The 16,342-nt window shown below is 62.9% G+C and carries 15 protein-coding genes and 1 tRNA gene; 13 read left to right on the top strand and 3 right to left on the bottom strand.

Going from position 1 to position 16,342, the window contains the following annotated elements:
- Nucleotides 1-134 precede the first annotated feature (134 nt).
- The gene (locus AQ611_RS13025) at nucleotides 135-1,679 is read left to right on the top strand and encodes a 2-isopropylmalate synthase (RefSeq protein ID WP_059513167.1); all 1,545 of its coding nucleotides are present in this window, start codon (nucleotides 135-137) and stop codon (nucleotides 1,677-1,679) included.
- Nucleotides 1,680-1,805: 126 nt separating this feature from the next.
- On the opposite strand, the gene AQ611_RS13020 is transcribed toward AQ611_RS13025, so the two are convergent.
- The 3 genes from AQ611_RS13020 to AQ611_RS13010 all read right to left on the bottom strand — a co-directional run bounded on the left by AQ611_RS13020 (nucleotide 1,806) and on the right by AQ611_RS13010 (nucleotide 5,524).
- Nucleotides 1,806-3,341 carry a SulP family inorganic anion transporter gene (locus AQ611_RS13020; protein WP_069234757.1) on the bottom strand — a complete coding sequence of 512 codons (1,536 nt, stop codon included), beginning with the start codon at nucleotides 3,339-3,341 and terminating at the stop codon, nucleotides 1,806-1,808.
- Between the two features lie 73 nt (nucleotides 3,342-3,414).
- Entirely contained in the window at nucleotides 3,415-4,053 is a 639-nt protein-coding gene (locus AQ611_RS13015) for a carbonic anhydrase (RefSeq protein ID WP_069234756.1), read from the bottom strand.
- A 970-nt stretch (nucleotides 4,054-5,023) separates the two neighbouring features.
- Nucleotides 5,024-5,524: a hypothetical protein gene (locus tag AQ611_RS13010; RefSeq protein ID WP_059569261.1), complete on the bottom strand. Its 501-nt coding sequence runs from the start codon at nucleotides 5,522-5,524 to the stop codon at nucleotides 5,024-5,026.
- A gap of 442 nt (nucleotides 5,525-5,966) precedes the next feature.
- On the opposite strand from AQ611_RS13010, the gene rpsO reads away from it, so the two are divergent.
- The 12 genes from rpsO (at nucleotide 5,967) to nuoF (ending at nucleotide 16,298) form a co-directional block, all read left to right on the top strand.
- Nucleotides 5,967-6,236 (top strand): 30S ribosomal protein S15, encoded by a 270-nt coding sequence (gene rpsO / locus AQ611_RS13005; protein WP_004185828.1) that lies wholly within the window; start codon nucleotides 5,967-5,969, stop codon nucleotides 6,234-6,236.
- 307 nt (nucleotides 6,237-6,543) lie between these two features.
- Entirely contained in the window at nucleotides 6,544-8,688 is a 2,145-nt protein-coding gene (gene pnp / locus AQ611_RS13000) for a polyribonucleotide nucleotidyltransferase (protein ID WP_069234755.1), read from the top strand.
- 141 nt (nucleotides 8,689-8,829) lie between these two features.
- Nucleotides 8,830-9,849 carry an NAD(P)H-quinone oxidoreductase gene (locus tag AQ611_RS12995; protein WP_069234754.1) on the top strand — a complete coding sequence of 340 codons (1,020 nt, stop codon included), beginning with the start codon at nucleotides 8,830-8,832 and terminating at the stop codon, nucleotides 9,847-9,849.
- A 137-nt stretch (nucleotides 9,850-9,986) separates the two neighbouring features.
- Nucleotides 9,987-10,742 carry a triose-phosphate isomerase gene (tpiA, locus tag AQ611_RS12990; protein ID WP_059513179.1) on the top strand — a complete coding sequence of 252 codons (756 nt, stop codon included), beginning with the start codon at nucleotides 9,987-9,989 and terminating at the stop codon, nucleotides 10,740-10,742.
- Between the two features lie 72 nt (nucleotides 10,743-10,814).
- Nucleotides 10,815-11,192, top strand: a complete 378-nt coding sequence (secG, locus tag AQ611_RS12985) for a preprotein translocase subunit SecG (RefSeq protein ID WP_059513181.1) — start codon at nucleotides 10,815-10,817, stop codon at nucleotides 11,190-11,192.
- A gap of 109 nt (nucleotides 11,193-11,301) precedes the next feature.
- Nucleotides 11,302-11,386, top strand: a tRNA-Leu gene (locus AQ611_RS12980).
- A 155-nt stretch (nucleotides 11,387-11,541) separates the two neighbouring features.
- Nucleotides 11,542-11,901 carry an NADH-quinone oxidoreductase subunit A gene (locus tag AQ611_RS12975; RefSeq protein ID WP_059513183.1) on the top strand — a complete coding sequence of 120 codons (360 nt, stop codon included), beginning with the start codon at nucleotides 11,542-11,544 and terminating at the stop codon, nucleotides 11,899-11,901.
- Nucleotides 11,902-11,962: 61 nt separating this feature from the next.
- Nucleotides 11,963-12,442 (top strand): NuoB/complex I 20 kDa subunit family protein, encoded by a 480-nt coding sequence (locus tag AQ611_RS12970; protein ID WP_004186402.1) that lies wholly within the window; start codon nucleotides 11,963-11,965, stop codon nucleotides 12,440-12,442.
- A gap of 21 nt (nucleotides 12,443-12,463) precedes the next feature.
- Nucleotides 12,464-13,066 carry an NADH-quinone oxidoreductase subunit C gene (locus AQ611_RS12965; RefSeq protein ID WP_059513185.1) on the top strand — a complete coding sequence of 201 codons (603 nt, stop codon included), beginning with the start codon at nucleotides 12,464-12,466 and terminating at the stop codon, nucleotides 13,064-13,066.
- A gap of 9 nt (nucleotides 13,067-13,075) precedes the next feature.
- The gene (locus AQ611_RS12960; protein WP_059513187.1) at nucleotides 13,076-14,329 is read left to right on the top strand and encodes an NADH-quinone oxidoreductase subunit D; all 1,254 of its coding nucleotides are present in this window, start codon (nucleotides 13,076-13,078) and stop codon (nucleotides 14,327-14,329) included.
- A 176-nt stretch (nucleotides 14,330-14,505) separates the two neighbouring features.
- Entirely contained in the window at nucleotides 14,506-14,991 is a 486-nt protein-coding gene (gene nuoE / locus AQ611_RS12955; RefSeq protein ID WP_059513189.1) for an NADH-quinone oxidoreductase subunit NuoE, read from the top strand.
- Complete coding sequence (gene nuoF / locus AQ611_RS12950) at nucleotides 14,988-16,298, top strand: NADH-quinone oxidoreductase subunit NuoF (RefSeq protein WP_069234753.1); 1,311 nt, start codon at nucleotides 14,988-14,990, stop codon at nucleotides 16,296-16,298. Before nuoE ends, nuoF begins: the two co-directional genes overlap by 4 nt.
- Nucleotides 16,299-16,342: the final 44 nt, after the last annotated feature.

Below are 16,342 nucleotides of genomic sequence, written 5' to 3'. Positions count from 1 at the left end.
GTGCGCTAGCTCTAGCGCGCCCGTCGCGCTGACCGTTTTCGCCCTCCGTCGAGCTTCGTCTGCTGTTCCAGTGTCGCCTGCGGTGGCGCGAGCTTCATCACGTGTATTGCCCCATTCGAAACCTGGAGTCCCCCATGACAGACAAGCTGATCATTTTCGACACGACGTTGCGTGACGGCGAGCAGTCGCCCGGCGCGTCGATGACGAAGGAAGAGAAAATCCGCATCGCGAAGCAACTCGAGCGAATGAAGGTCGACGTGATCGAGGCCGGCTTTGCCGCCAGCTCGAATGGCGATTTCGACGCGATCCACACGATCGCGCAGCAGGTCAAAGACAGCACGATCTGCTCGCTCGCGCGCGCAAACGACAAAGACATTCAGCGCGCGGCGGATGCGCTCAAGCCCGCCAACAGCTTCCGGATCCATACGTTCATCGCGACGTCGCCGCTGCACATGGAGAAGAAGCTGCGGATGACGCCCGATCAGGTGTTCGAGCAGGCGCGTCTCGCCGTGCGTTTCGCGCGCAAGTTCACCGACAACATCGAATTTTCGCCCGAGGACGGCAGCCGCTCGGACATGGATTTCCTCTGCCGCGTGCTGGAGGCGGTGATCGACGAGGGTGCGACGACGATCAATATCGCCGATACGGTCGGCTACGGCGTGCCGGAACTGTACGGCAACCTCGTGAAGACGCTGCGCGAGCGCATCCCGAATTCGGACAAGGCGGTTTTCTCGGTGCATTGTCATAACGATCTGGGCATGGCGGTCGCGAACTCGCTTGCCGGCGTGAAGATCGGCGGCGCGCGGCAGGTGGAGTGCACGATCAACGGTCTCGGCGAGCGCGCGGGCAATACGTCGCTCGAGGAGATCGTGATGGCGGTGAGAACCCGCAAGGACTACTTCGGGCTCGACCTGGGCATCGACACGACGCAGATCGTGCCGGCGTCGAAGCTCGTATCGCAGATCACGGGCTTCGTCGTGCAGCCGAACAAGGCGGTGGTCGGCGCGAACGCATTCGCGCATGCGTCGGGCATCCATCAGGACGGCGTGCTGAAGGCGCGCGACACCTACGAAATCATGCGGGCGGAAGACGTCGGCTGGACCGCGAACAAGATCGTGCTGGGCAAGCTGTCGGGCCGCAACGCGTTCAAGCAGCGTTTGCAGGAGCTCGGCGTGTCGCTCGACAGCGAAGCCGAATTGAACGCCGCGTTCGCGCGCTTCAAGGATCTCGCCGATCGCAAGGCCGAAATCTTCGATGAAGACATCATCGCGATCGTCACCGAGGAAGAGTCGGCGCTGGCGCACGAACACGAGCATTACCGGTTCGTGTCGCTGTCGCAACGCTCGCAGACGGGCGAGCGGCCGCAGGCGACGGTCGTATTCTCGGCGGGCGGTGTGCAAGTAGAGGGCGAGGCCAACGGTAACGGGCCCGTCGACGCGACGTTCAATGCGATCGAGAGCGAAGTGGGTAGCGGCGCGGAACTGCTGCTGTACTCGGTCAACGCGATTACAACCGGCACGCAGGCGCAAGGCGAGGTGACGGTGCGGCTGTCGAGGAGCGGGCGCATCGTCAATGGCGTCGGCACCGATCCGGATATCGTCGCGGCATCGGCGAAGGCGTATATTGCGGCGCTGAACAAGCTGCATTCGAACGACAAGCTCAATCCGCAGCGCGCGTGATGCGAGTTTGATACGCATTCGGCACGCCTGGCGGCGCATCAGCCGATTGCACCGCCGCATGCCGCATGAAAAACGCCCCGCCGGCCAGCCAGGCCGCGCGGGGCGTCGTCGTTCAGGGGGCGGCGCTTACTGCATCGTCGGGCTGCGGAAGAACCAGCGCATGCCGCTTTCGCGAGCGTGTTCGACCTGGCGCCGGTAGTCGACGGTGATTGCGCGCCGCGGTGCATCCTCGACGAACGCGTCGATCATCTCGCGCACGTCATGGTCGATGTAATCGACCCGGGTGGCGTCGATGATGACGACCGCGCGATCCGGAATCTGCGCGAGATACTGCTTGATCCGTACCTTGCCGAGAAACGACACGTCCTTGCGGAACGTCAGCAGGTAATGATCGTCGTGCTGCGCGAGCGTCGCCGGGCTGCGCAGGTTTGCGATCGCGACCGCGAGCACGCAGCACGCGATGCCGAGCGCGATGCCGGCGAGCAAGTCGATTGCGAGCACGCCGGCAATCGTCACGGCGAACGGCACAAACGCGCCGGGCCCTTGTTTGGCGACGGATGCGAACAGCGCGGGTTTCGCGAGCTTGAAGCCGGTGTGAATCAAGATCGCCGCGAGACTCGCGAGCGGGATCAGATTCAGCAGGCCGGTGAGCGCGAACACGCTGACGAGCAGCAGCACGCCATGCACGATGGCCGACATCCGGCTTTGTCCGCCTGCATTCACGTTCACCGAACTGCGCACGATGACCGCCGTGATCGGCAGGCCGCCCACCATGCCGGCGAGGAAATTGCCGACACCCTGCGCCTTGAGTTCGCGGTTCGGCTGCGACGGGCGGCGCTGCGGATCGATCTGCTCGACCGCTTCGAGGCTCAGCAGTGTCTCGAGGCTGCCGACCACCGCGAGCGTGATCGCGACGCGCCAGACGTCCGGATTCAGCAGTTGCGCGAAATTCGGTCCGAAGTCGGCGGTTTGCAGCACCGAGCTGAGCGCGGCAAACGACGTGAGTTCAGGCAATGCGACGCGATGCTCGACGGGCGGTACCGCGTTCGGTGCGACGAAGCCGAGCAGGGCGGTCACGCCGATGCCGATCAGCACGACGATGAGCGGCGCGGGCACGACGCGTACAAACTTGAAGCGGCGCATCGCGCGCGTGTCCCACGCGGCAAGCAGCGCGAGCGACGCGATCGCGATCGCGCTCGACGTGAATACCGCATGGCCGGGCGCATTGCCGTCACCGGCCAGCCCGAGCGCGAACGGCGCTTGCTTGATGATCAGCAGCAGCCCGATGGCGGCGAGCATCCCTTTGATGACGGGCGACGGCACGTAAGCGGCGAAGCGGCCCGCTTTCAGCAGCCCGAAGCCGATTTGCAGAACGCCCGACAGCAGCACCGCGAGCAGGAACGCCTCGAAGTTGCCGAGCCGCGCGATCCCCTCGACGACGATCACGACGAGACCGGCTGCCGGGCCGCTGACGGACAGCGGCGAGCCGCTCAGGATCGCAACGATGAGGCCGGCGATGATGCCCGACACGAGCCCTGCGAACGGCTCGACGCCTGACGCGTTGGCGATCCCGAGGCAGAGCGGCAATGCGACAAGGAAGACGACGACGCCGGCGACGAGGTCGCGCGGAAATGTGGAGAACGAAGCACTGAGATTCTTCATGGTGAACGGGAAACGTAATGGGGCCCAGGGGCGATGCGGCACGGACGGCCGCGGTGTTGGCGCTCGTGCCCGCTCAGGCCGCGGCGGTTTCGGCGCGCTCGGCCGGCGGCGCGACGCCGGCTGCTGGCGAGTAGCCGGACGCGAGTTCCTTGAGCCGGCCGTCGGCGAGCGAAAAGATCCAGCCGTGCACGAGAGGCGCGGGATCGGCGTCCCGGATGATCGGGGAGTTCGACAACAGACGGACCTGCTCGATCACATTGAGCTCGGCAAGCCGATCGGCGGCCTCGTCGGGCGGCACGCCGTCTAGTTCGGCGTGATGACGGCGGGCGAGCGCACAAAGCGGCGCAATCCGGCGGTTGACGTGCGGCAGCCCCGGCGACGGCGGCAGCAGCGACGCGCGCACGCCGCCGCAGCCATAATGCCCGCAGACGATCACGTGATCGACCTTGAGCACACGCACCGCGTACTCGAGCACGCTCGCGCTGTTGTCATCGTCGGGGTGGAACAGATTCGCGATGTTTCGATGTACGAACAGCTCGCCCGGCATGCTGTGCGTGATCGTCTCCGCCGGCACACGGCTGTCCGAGCAGCCGATCCACAGCACGCGGGGGTTCTGGCCGCGCGACAGCGAGTCGAAGAAGGCGGGCGAACGCTCGGCGGTCTCGCGGGCCCAGGCGATATTGGCGACGAGCATGCTTTTGGGGCGATTCATTGAGGACTCCTAGATACATGAACACGTGGTCCGGCGACGCAAACTTGCATTCGACGTGGTACGCCTGTCTTTCTAAATTGAAAGCTTGGTGACTGCGATATTAGGTGATGGCCCGAATCAGAAGTTCGGTTTGAAATATTCTGTTGCAATTTATTTTTGTGAACGTTGCGGCTGCACCACCGGTCCATCGAGAATGTTGGGAGCAGGTGCATGCTGCACTAAAAATGAACATGGCCGCTCAGGCTCGTGCAGCTTGGCTGAGAGACGGTAGTTTCATTTTTTGGGGCATTAATTGACTGGTTGGTCGGCGTATTTGTCATTTAAAAAAAGATGACAAAAATATTAGAAACGAGCGGTAAAGAATTTATTTGCCGAAGCGCGAAGAACAGAAATTTCATGAAAAAAGCGTCATATTGCGCGAGGGCGATTCGATGGGTGCGGTGTATCACCGTGCGGGAAGATGTTCGGTTCGTCCAGAGAGTGGGAGCGAGCCAACGTGAGCTGGAGTTACTGCTGAGGGGCAGGTGGTCGGCGTGGCTGCGGCAGTCTGATATTCGACGCGTCGACGCGATGAAATTGGGGGCGAGGCGTGGAGTTTGCGCATGCAGCCGCCGGACAGGCATGGCGTGTAGGCTGCGGCTGCGCCCGTATATCCGCTTACACTTAAGCGAGCAGGCTTAGCCGCATCGTGAAGGCCCGTTCGCGGTTTGAATCTGTATTTTCGAGATTGACGCGTTGTGGGCCGCATTCCGCTTGAACGGGTGCGGCTCCGAAGCCGCCTTGAGCCTTGAGCGGGTAAGTAGCGCGGCCGATACGATGCTGAGTGACCCGTGACCCGTGACCCGTGACCCGTGACCCGTGACCCGTGACCCGTGACCCGTGAGCCTTGAACCGCGAACCGCGAACCGCGAACCGCCGCCGGCCGCGCCGATTGCGTCGCGGCCGGCGTTTTTCTTCGTCCGGATAAAAATCAGAACAGCGTGCGGCGATCCGGATCGTGCAGCGGGTCGGGCGTTTTCTGTGTGAGGCGCAGGATGCCCGCGTCGTCGAAATAAAAGTTGTAGAGCATGTACCAGACGTTGTCTTCGAGATAGCGGTACGTCCAGACTTCGCGTTTCATCAGCGGAAAGTACGCGGTTTCGACCGGCCGGCCGAAATTCACGAGCACGTCGGTCTTGGTCCAAGTGCCGATTTCGGCGCGGTAGAACTCGAGCGGTTGCAGCACTTGCCGCACGTTGACGATCCGGCTCGCGGCATCGATATCCGCGGCCACGGTGACTTCGCCCATCGGTTGCGTCGGCCACATCAGGCGCTTGCCGCCGTTCGGCAGATCGTAGATTTCGCGCGGCGGACCCAGGCTCGCGACGATCGCGGACGAATCCTGTCCCGCGTGAAAGCGCTGCCACGGCTGCGCGCAGCCGGCTAACAACGCCGCCGCGCACACGAACAATAGCGGGAGACGGGCTGACATAGGTTCTTCTCCATGGGTCTCGGATGGAGACGTTTTATCACGCTGGCTGCCTGACCGCGAGAATGGGGACGGAAAAGTTTGCGTGGCGGCCGGGCGGCCTTCACCTGTCGCGTTTCGGCGCGCGATGTGCTGCCCAAGCCCGCGTTCGCGAGGGCCGTGCGAGAAGAGGCGGGTCGCAGCTGGCTTGGACGGGCGCGACGTTATGCGCCAAGGGCGGCGAACATGCAGGCGGGCGGGCCAAAGGCGGCAAAACCGGTGCGCGACAGGCAATCCGTGCAGAATCGATACCGGCATTGCCGCTGCCGCGCTTGCGGCCGACCGTATGAAACGGGCTTGCCGGGTTGGATTCGCCGGCTGAGCGACTTATGTTACAATGCGCGCCGTTGTAATCACGGCACGGCCTTTCTTCCGTGTCCGCCTGTTCAGTTGAAAAGGAAATCAAATGTCTGTTGCTGATATCAAGAAGTCGGAAGTTGTTGCTCAGTTCGCCCGTGGCGCAAACGATACGGGCTCGCCCGAAGTTCAGGTCGCACTCCTGACGGCGCGCATCACGGAACTGACGGGTCACTTCAAAACCCACGCGAAAGATCACCATAGCCGCCGCGGTCTGCTGCGCATGGTGAGCCGCCGCCGCAAGCTGCTCGACTACCTCAAGGGCAAGGATGCCGACCGTTATCGCGCGCTGATCGAGAAGCTGGGTCTGCGTAAGTAAACGGGGCGCTTTTCGCCTTCGCAAGATGCCTGTGTCAGTTGCGCTGATGCAGGCATTTTGTTTTTTCGCGGTGCGCATCGCGCGTGCCGCCGGGCTATCGAAGCCCACAACCGGCCAGGCACACACGGGTTGAGCTTTGTGTCATTCCAGCGCGCTGTTCGCGATTCGCTCGACGGCGGCGGCACGCGGCGAATACTGCGCTGGAATGGCATAAAAAACACACCTCTTCCCATGTGGCCCGGTCGCGCCGCTGCCGTGCCGGCTTCGTCCGGGCGCGGCATCTGATGAACGAACGAAAGGAGCGACCATGTCTCTGTTCAACAAGGTGGTGAAAGAATTCCAGTGGGGCCAGCACAAGGTTCGCCTCGAAACCGGCGAGATCGCGCGCCAGGCGAGCGGTGCGGTGCTCGTCGACGTCGAGGATACCGTCGTGCTCGCGACCGTCGTCGGCGCGAAGTCGGCGAAGCCGGGCCAGGATTTCTTTCCGCTGACCGTCGACTACATCGAAAAGACCTATTCGGCCGGCAAGATTCCAGGCGGCTTCTTCCGTCGCGAAGGCCGTCCGTCCGAGCACGAGACGCTGACGTCGCGCCTGATCGACCGGCCGCTGCGTCCGTTGTTCCCGGAAGGCTTCTACAACGAAGTGCAGGTCGTGGTTCATGTGTTGTCCGTGAACCCGGAGGTTCCGGCCGATATTCCCGCGCTGATCGGCGCGTCGGCCGCGCTCGCGGTGTCGGGCCTGCCGTTCAACGGCCCGGTCGGCGCGGCGCGCGTCGCATATATCAATAACCAGTACGTGCTGAATCCGACGCGCGAGCAGCTGAAATCGTCGCGCCTCGACCTCGTCGTCGCCGGTACCGAGCGCGCGGTGCTGATGGTCGAATCCGAAGCCGATCAGCTGCCGGAAGATGTGATGCTCGGCGCGGTCGTGTTCGGTCACGAGCAGATGCAGACGGCGATCGATGCGATCCACGAACTAGTGCGCGAGGGCGGCAAGCCCGAGTGGGACTGGCAGCCGGCTGCGAAGAACGAAGCGCTGATCGCGCGCGTGACCGAACTCGCGCAAGCCGATCTGCAAGCGGCCTACCAGACCCGCGAAAAGCAGGCGCGCTCGGCGAAGCTGAAGGAAATCTACGCGGCCACGACCGCGAAGCTGGCCGAGGAAGCCGCGGCGTCGAGCGCCGAAGCGGCCGATGCGGCAACGGTCGGCAACATCCTGTTCGATCTCGAGGCGAAGATCGTCCGCTCGCAAATCCTGAACGGCGAGCCGCGCATCGACGGCCGCGACACGCGTACCGTGCGCCCGATCGAGATCCGCACGGGCGTGCTGCCGCGCACGCACGGCTCGGCGCTTTTCACGCGCGGCGAGACGCAGGCGCTCGTCGTCGCGACGCTCGGCACGAAGGGTGACGAGCAGATCATCGACGCGCTCGAAGGCGAGTACCGTGACCGCTTCATGCTCCACTACAACATGCCGCCGTTCGCGACCGGCGAAACGGGGCGCGTCGGCTCGCCGAAGCGCCGCGAAATCGGCCACGGGCGCCTTGCCAAGCGTGCGCTCGTCGCATGCCTGCCGAGCGCCGACGAATTCGGCTATTCGATTCGCGTCGTGTCGGAAATCACCGAGTCGAACGGGTCGTCGTCGATGGCATCGGTGTGCGGCGGCTGCCTCGCGCTGATGGACGCCGGCGTGCCGATGAAGGCGCACGTCGCGGGCATCGCGATGGGCCTGATCCTCGAAGGCAACAAGTTCGCGGTGCTGACCGACATTCTCGGCGACGAGGATCACCTCGGCGACATGGACTTCAAGGTGGCCGGCACGGCCGACGGCGTGACGGCGTTGCAGATGGACATCAAGATCCAGGGGATCACGAAGGAAATCATGCAGGTCGCGCTCGCGCAGGCGAAGGAAGGCCGTCTGCACATCCTCGGCAAGATGAAGGAATCGGTCTCGGGGGCGAACACGCAACTGTCCGAATTCGCGCCGCGCATGATCACGATCAAGATCAATCCGGAGAAGATCCGCGACGTGATCGGCAAGGGCGGCTCGGTGATCCGTGCGCTGACGGAAGAAACCGGCACGACGATCGACATTTCGGACGACGGCGTCGTGACGATCGCGAGCACGAGCAGCGAAGGGATGGCCGAGGCGAAGAAGCGCATCGAGAACATCACGGCCGAGATCGAAGTCGGCCAGGTGTACGAGGGCTCGGTGCTCAAGCTGCTCGATTTCGGCGCGATCGTGAATCTGCTGCCGGGCAAGGATGGCCTGCTGCACATCTCCGAAATCGTCAACGAGCGGGTGAAGGACATCAACGACTACCTGAAGGAAGGCCAGCAGGTGAAGGTCAAGGTGATCCAGACGGACGAGAAGGGCCGTGTGCGATTGTCGGCGAAGGCGCTGCTGAATGAGGCGGCCGCCCAGCAAACCGATGTGCCTCCTCAGCAGTAAGTAAGGCGGTACCAACGGCCGGCAGCGCGAAGCGCGCCGGCCGTTTTTTCTGTAGGATCGGGCCGCGTTCGACGCCGCTCCGGCATCGCCTGTCGTCGGCGTCTCCCATTCATTTCGATCCTGGATCCTGGAGCCATACAGATGAGAGCCATTGAAATCGCCGAGTTCGGTGCTCCCGACGTACTGAGGCTGGTCGAGCGTCCGAAGCCGGAACTCAAGCGTGGCGAGGTGCTGATCAAGGTTGCGGCATCGGGCGTCAATCGTCCTGACGTGCTTCAGCGCAAGGGCTTGTACGCGCCGCCGCCTGGCGCATCGGATCTGCCGGGGCTCGAGGTTGCGGGAGAGATCGTCGGCGGCGATCTTTCCGATCCCGCGTCGAACCCGTTCGGCCTGAAGCTTGGCGACCGCGTTTGCGCGTTGCTCTCGGGCGGCGGCTATGCGCAATATGCGGCCGCGCCGTTGCTGCAGTGTTTGCCGGTGCCGGATGGCTTGACCGAGGTCGAGGCCGCTTCGCTGCCCGAGACGTTTTTTACAGTATGGAGCAACGTGTTCGACCGCGCCCAGCTTGGCGCGGGCGAGGGCGGCGCGCAGGAGTCGCTGCTGGTGCAGGGCGGTTCGAGCGGCATCGGCGTTGCGGCAATTCAAATCGCGCATGCGCTGGGTTTTCGCGTATTCGCCACCGCGGGCACCGACGACAAATGCCGCGCGTGCGAGCAGCTCGGCGCCGAGCGGGCGATCAACTACAAGAGCGAGGATTTCGTCGGCGTCGTGAAGTCGCTGACGCACGATCGGGGCGTCGACGTGATTCTCGACATGGTTGCGGGCGCCTACGCGCCGCGCGAGTTGACGGCGCTCGCCGACGGCGGACGGCTGGTGGTGATCGCGCATATCGGCGGAGCGCGGGCCGAGATGAATCTCGCCGAGATCATGCGGCGCCGGCTGACGGTCACGGGCTCGACGCTGCGGCCGCGTCCCGTCGAGTTCAAGGCGCGGATCGCCGCGCAATTGAAGGAGCGCGTGTGGCCGCTCGTTGCCGACGGCCGCGTGAAGCCCGTGATCTATCGCGTGCTGCCGGCCGAGCAGGCGGCCGATGCGCATACGTTGATGGAAAGTAGCGAGCACGTCGGCAAGATCGTGCTCGCTTGGGGTGCGAATCCGTAACCGGCGATATCTGAGCGTCGATGCTTGACATCGGCAGTTTGACCTGTTCTTGAGCGCCGCAGTAAAATTGCGGGTTCGCTTCGCCAGAGCCAGATGAACACGACGCCCTTTCCGGGGCGTCCACGACGAGACAAACCATGTCGAAACAAAGAATTCAGCGAGTGATCGGCAACTGGAAGATGCACGGCCGTCTGAGCGGCAACCAGGCATTGCTGAACGAGGTCGCTCAAGGGGCGCAGGCCGTGCGCGAGGGCGTCGAAGTCGGCGTGTGCGTGCCGTTTCCCTATCTTGCGCAGGCACAGTCGTTGCTGGCGGGCGGGCGCGTAGCGTGGGGTGCTCAGGATGTGTCGGCGCACGAACAGGGCGCGTACACAGGTGAAGTGGCGGCGGCGATGGTCGCGGAGTTTGGCGCGGCTTATGCGATCGTCGGGCATTCGGAGCGTCGTGCGTATCACGGCGAAACGAACGAGACGGTCGCGGCCAAGACGCAGCGCGCGCTCGCAGCGGGGCTGACGCCTGTCGTTTGCGTCGGTGAGACGCTTGCCGAGCGCGAAGCCGGGACGACCGAGCAGGTCGTCGGCACGCAGCTCGATGCGGTGCTCGCCGTGCTGTCGGCGCAAGATGCGGCACGTATCGTCGTCGCGTATGAGCCGGTGTGGGCCATTGGCACGGGCAAGAGTGCGACGTCCGCGCAGGCGCAGCAGGTGCACGCGTTCTTGCGCGCGCGGCTCGAGCAGAAGGGGGCGCCGCAGGTGTCGCTGCTGTATGGCGGCAGCGTGAAACCCGATAACGCGGTCGAATTGTTCGGGCAGCCGGATATTGATGGCGGCTTGATCGGCGGCGCGTCGTTGAAGAGTGAAGATTTTCTGGCAATTTGCCGGGCCGCGCAGTAAGCGCTCGCGAAGTGCGGGGATATCGGGCAGCGGGCGAAGACGCCGGCTGTATCAACCAATAGGTGAGGGTGTATGCCGTTTTTGAAAGTTTTGATTATTGTGGTTCAGCTGCTGTCCGCGCTGGGCGTGATTGGTCTCGTGCTGCTGCAGCATGGCAAGGGGGCCGACATGGGGGCGGCGTTCGGCAGCGGCGCGTCGGGCAGCTTGTTCGGTGCGACGGGTTCGGCAAATTTCCTGTCGCGCACGACGGCCGTTCTCGCAACGATCTTCTTCGTCGCGACCCTCGCGCTGACTTACCTGGGTTCGTATAAATCGGCGCCGTCAGTCGGCGTGCTGGGAGCGGTGGCGACGGCGCCCGCGTCGGCGGTTGCTGCATCGCAGGCGCCTGCGGCATCCGCACCCGCGGCAGTGTCGGCGGCGTCCGCGCCCGGCCAGGATGTACCGAAATAAATTTTCGAGAAATGCGGGTTTGTGCGTTGAACAAATCTAAGAACCGGGTTAGAATTTGAGTCTTGAAGCGATTCGCGGGTTATGTAGTTTTTCCCGGGTTGCATGCAGTGCCGACGTGGTGAAATTGGTAGACACGCTATCTTGAGGGGGTAGTGGCGAAAGCTGTGCGAGTTCGAGTCTCGCCGTCGGCACCAAAGTTGCTCAATGCCAGCCGCTTCGTGGGGCTGGCATTTTTTATTTCCGGCGTATCCTTGCGGTTGTCTTGGATTGGCCGGGAGTCCGAAATGATCCGATTTCCGGATCGGTGTTATTCTCCGGAACGCTCGGATCCAACCAATAGAGGATAGCCTTGAACCTCGCAGCCTATTACCCCGTCTTGTTGTTTCTCCTCGTAGGCACTGGTTTAGGTATAGCGCTGGTCAGCATCGGCAAGATCCTCGGTCCCAACAAGCCCGACAGCGATAAGAATTCGCCGTATGAATGCGGCTTCGAAGCATTCGAGGATGCGCGCATGAAGTTCGACGTGCGCTATTACCTCGTCGCGATTCTGTTCATCATCTTCGATCTCGAAACCGCGTTCCTGTTCCCGTGGGGTGTTGCCCTGCGCGAAATCGGCTGGCCCGGTTTCATCGCAATGATGATTTTCCTGCTCGAATTCCTGCTTGGTTTCGCCTACATCTGGAGAAAGGGCGGCCTGGACTGGGAGTGACGGTCAATCGCCGGTTTGCATGGGTGGCCACGCGTCGCCGCCTATCTGGAGTGGATAGCAAATGAGTATCGAAGGGGTCTTGAAGGAAGGGTTTGTCACCACGACGGCCGACAAGCTGATCAACTGGACGCGTACCGGCTCGCTGTGGCCCATGACGTTCGGTCTCGCGTGCTGTGCGGTGGAAATGATGCATGCGGGCGCCGCGCGTTACGACCTCGACCGGTTCGGGGTTGTGTTTCGCCCGAGTCCGCGTCAGTCCGATGTGATGATCGTCGCGGGCACGCTTTGCAACAAGATGGCGCCCGCGCTGCGCCGGGTCTACGACCAGATGGCCGAGCCGCGCTGGGTGATTTCGATGGGTTCGTGCGCGAACGGCGGCGGCTATTACCACTACTCGTATTCGGTGGTGCGCGGCTGCGATCGGATCGTTCCTGTCGATGTCTACGTGCCGGGTTGCCCGCCGACCGCCGAGGCGCTCGTTTATGGCGTGATCCAGTTGCAAGCGAAGATCCGCCGCACGAGCACCATCGCCCGTCAATAAAGCATCGAATCCCCACATAACATGGCAAGCAAAATCGAGACCCTGAAGGCGAACCTCGAGGCCGCCATCGGCGCGCGCGTGGTAAGCCTCGTAGAGGCGGTCGGCGAGCTTACGCTCGTCGTGAAGGCAAGCGATTATCTCGAAGTCGCGAAGCAGTTGCGCGACGATCGCACGCTCGGCTTCGAGCAACTGATCGACCTGTGCGGCGTCGATTATCAAACCTACGGCGACGGCGCTTACGACGGCCCACGTTTTGCCGCCGTGCTGCATCTGCTGTCGGTCGCGAATAATTGGCGTTTGCGCGTGCGCGTGTTCGCGCCCGACGACGATCTGCCGATCGTCGCGTCCGTCGTCGACATCTGGAATTCGGCGAACTGGTATGAGCGCGAGGCGTTCGATCTTTACGGCATCGTGTTCGAAGGGCATCCGGACCTGCGCCGTATCCTGACCGATTACGGTTTCATCGGCCATCCGTTCCGTAAGGATTTCCCGGTTTCCGGCTATGTCGAAATGCGCTACGACCCGCAAGAAAAGCGTGTCGTCTATCAGCCGGTGACGATCGAGCCACGCGAAATCACGCCGCGCGTGATCCGCGAGGATCGCTATGGCGGTCTGAAACATTAAGGGGGCGTCATGGCTGAAATCAAGAACTACACGCTCAATTTCGGGCCGCAGCATCCGGCCGCGCACGGTGTGCTGCGCCTCGTGCTCGAACTCGACGGCGAAGTGATCCAGCGTGCCGATCCGCACATCGGCCTGCTGCATCGCGCGACCGAAAAACTCGCCGAAAACAAGACGTTCATTCAATCGGTGCCGTACATGGACCGTCTCGACTATGTGTCGATGATGGTCAACGAACACGGCTACGTGCTCGCGATCGAGAAATTGCTCGGCATCGAGGTGCCCGAGCGCGCGCAGTACATCCGCGTGCTGTTCGACGAAATCACGCGCGTGCTGAACCACTTGATGTGGATCGGCGCGCACGCGCTCGACGTCGGCGCAATGGCGGTGTTCCTGTACGCGTTCCGCGAGCGCGAGGATCTGATGGACGTGTACGAAGCGGTGTCGGGCGCGCGCATGCATGCGGCGTACTATCGCCCAGGCGGCGTCTATCGCGATCTGCCTGACGCAATGCCGCAATACAAGGCGTCCAAGATTCGCAACGAGAAGGCGCTCGCGAAGATGAACGAGGCGCGCAGCGGCTCGGTGCTCGACTTCATCGACGATTTCTTCACGCGCTTTCCGAAGTGCGTCGATGAATACGAAACGCTGTTGACCGACAACCGGATCTGGAAGCAGCGTCTCGTCGGCATTGGCGTCGTGAGCCCGGAGCGCGCGTTGCAGCTCGGTCTGACAGGGCCGATGATTCGAGGCTCGGGTATCGCATGGGATTTGCGCAAGAAGCAGCCGTATGAAGTGTACGACCGCCTCGACTTCGACATTCCCGTCGGCGTGAACGGCGATTGCTACGATCGTTATTTGGTGCGCGTCGAGGAAATGCGTCAGTCCACCCGCATCGCGAAACAATGTATTGAGTGGCTGCGTAAGAATCCCGGTCCCGTCATCATCGACAATCACAAGGTTGCACCGCCGTCGCGTGTTGGCATGAAATCGAACATGGAGGATCTGATCCACCATTTCAAGCTCTTCACCGAAGGTTTTCACGTGCCCGAAGGCGAGGCGTATGCGGCCGTCGAGCATCCGAAGGGCGAGTTCGGCATTTATCTCGTGTCGGACGGGGCGAACAAGCCGTATCGCCTCAAGATCCGCGCGCCGGGCTATGCGCATCTGTCCGCACTCGACGAAATGGCGCGCGGGCACATGATTGCCGACGCCGTCACGATCATCGGGACGCAGGACATCGTGTTCGGCGAAATCGACCGCTGACGGTCGGGCGCCGCTTGCGGCCCGGCTGGAGCGGGCACGAGCGGCGAGTCACACGCGGCGCGGCTGACCGGCGCGCCGCCGCAGCAAGCTGTCAACAGTGAACGCCAGGTCTGCCGCGGCATTGGCCATGCGGCAGGTTGTTCGTGCGGTAGGAATTGAAAGAGTCGTGTCTGAAAATGATCTCAGCTGAAGGCCTGAAAGAAATCGATCGAGCGATCGCGAAGTATCCCGCCGATCAGAAACAGTCCGCCGTGATGAGCGCGCTGGCCGTCGCCCAAGAGGAGCATGGCTGGCTGTCGCCCGAACTGATGCAGTTCGTCGCGGACTATCTCGACATGCCGGCGATCGCGGTCCAGGAGGTCGCGACGTTCTACACGATGTATGAGCTTGCGCCTGTCGGCCGCCATAAGATCACGCTCTGCACGAATCTGCCGTGCCAGCTCGGGCCCCACGGCGGCGCGCAAGCGACCGCCGAATATCTGAAGCAGAAGCTCGGCATCGATTTTGGCGAAACGACGCCGGACGGCAAGTTCACGCTGAAGGAAGGCGAATGCTTCGGCGCGTGCGGCGATGCGCCGGTGCTGCTGCTCAACAACCACAAAATGTGCAGCTTCATGAGCCGCGAGAAGATCGACCAGCTGCTTGAGGAGCTCTCGAAATGACGTCCCTCCACGATCGTCACATCAAACCGCTGATTCTCGCCGGCCTGAACGGCGAGAACTGGCGTCTTGCCGACTACGTCGCGCGCGGCGGCTACAAGCAATTGCGCCGCATTCTCGAGGAAAAGATTCCGCCCGAGCAGGTGATCGCCGATGTGAAGGCGTCGGGGCTGCGCGGCCGGGGCGGCGCGGGTTTTCCGACTGGCCTGAAGTGGAGCTTCATGCCGCGGCAGTTTCCCGGGCAGAAGTACCTCGTGTGCAATTCGGATGAAGGCGAGCCGGGTACGTTCAAGGATCGCGACATCCTGCGCTGGAATCCGCACGCGCTGATTGAAGGGATGGCGATCGGCGCATACGCGATGGGCATCACCGCCGGCTACAACTACATTCACGGCGAGATTTTCGAAGTCTATCGCCGTTTCGAGGCGGCGCTCGAAGAGGCGCGTGAAGCGGGCTTCCTCGGCAAGAACATCCTGGGTACCGATTTCTCGTTCGAGCTGCATGCCCATCATGGCTATGGCGCGTATATCTGCGGCGAGGAAACGGCGCTGCTCGAATCGCTTGAAGGCAAGAAGGGCCAGCCGCGCTTCAAGCCGCCGTTCCCGGCGAGCTTCGGCGTGTACGGCAAGCCGACGACGATCAACAACACGGAAACCTTTGCCGCGGTGCCGTTCCTGCTGGCCGTCGGCCCGCAGAATTATCTCGAGATGGGCAAGCCGAACAACGGCGGCACGAAGATCTTCTCCGTGTCGGGCGATGTCGAGCGCCCGGGCAATTACGAGGTTCCGCTCGGCACGCCGTTCGCCACGCTGATGGAGCTGGCGGGCGGAATGCGCGGCGGCAAGAAGATCAAGGCGGTGATTCCGGGCGGCTCGTCGGCGCCTGTGATTCCCGGCGACATCATGATGCAGACTGATCTGGATTACGACTCGATCGCGAAGGCGGGCTCGATGCTGGGTTCCGGCGCGGTGATCGTGATGGACGAGACGCGTTGCATGGTGCGCTCGCTGTTGCGCCTGTCGTATTTCTATCACGAGGAATCGTGCGGCCAGTGCACGCCGTGCCGCGAGGGCACGGGCTGGCTGTGGCGCGTCGTCAATCGGATCGAGCACGGCGAGGGCCGCCAGGAGGATCTGGATCTGCTGAACTCGGTCGCGGAGAACATCATGGGCCGCACGATCTGTGCACTCGGCGATGCCGCGGCGATGCCGGTGCGCGGGATGCTCAAGCATTACTGGGACGAATTCGCGTACCACGTCGAGCACAAGCGTTGCATGGTCGGCGGCCACGCGCACGCGGCCGCGGCCTGAAGCGCGCAATCCGATTGCGGAATTCGAGCGCCCGGACGAGCGTT

Source organism: Burkholderia singularis (assembly GCF_001718875.1).
Taxonomy (GTDB): domain Bacteria; phylum Pseudomonadota; class Gammaproteobacteria; order Burkholderiales; family Burkholderiaceae; genus Burkholderia; species Burkholderia singularis.
Note: the sequence above shows the minus strand (reverse complement) of the source record. Positions and strands in the feature narration are given on the sequence as shown.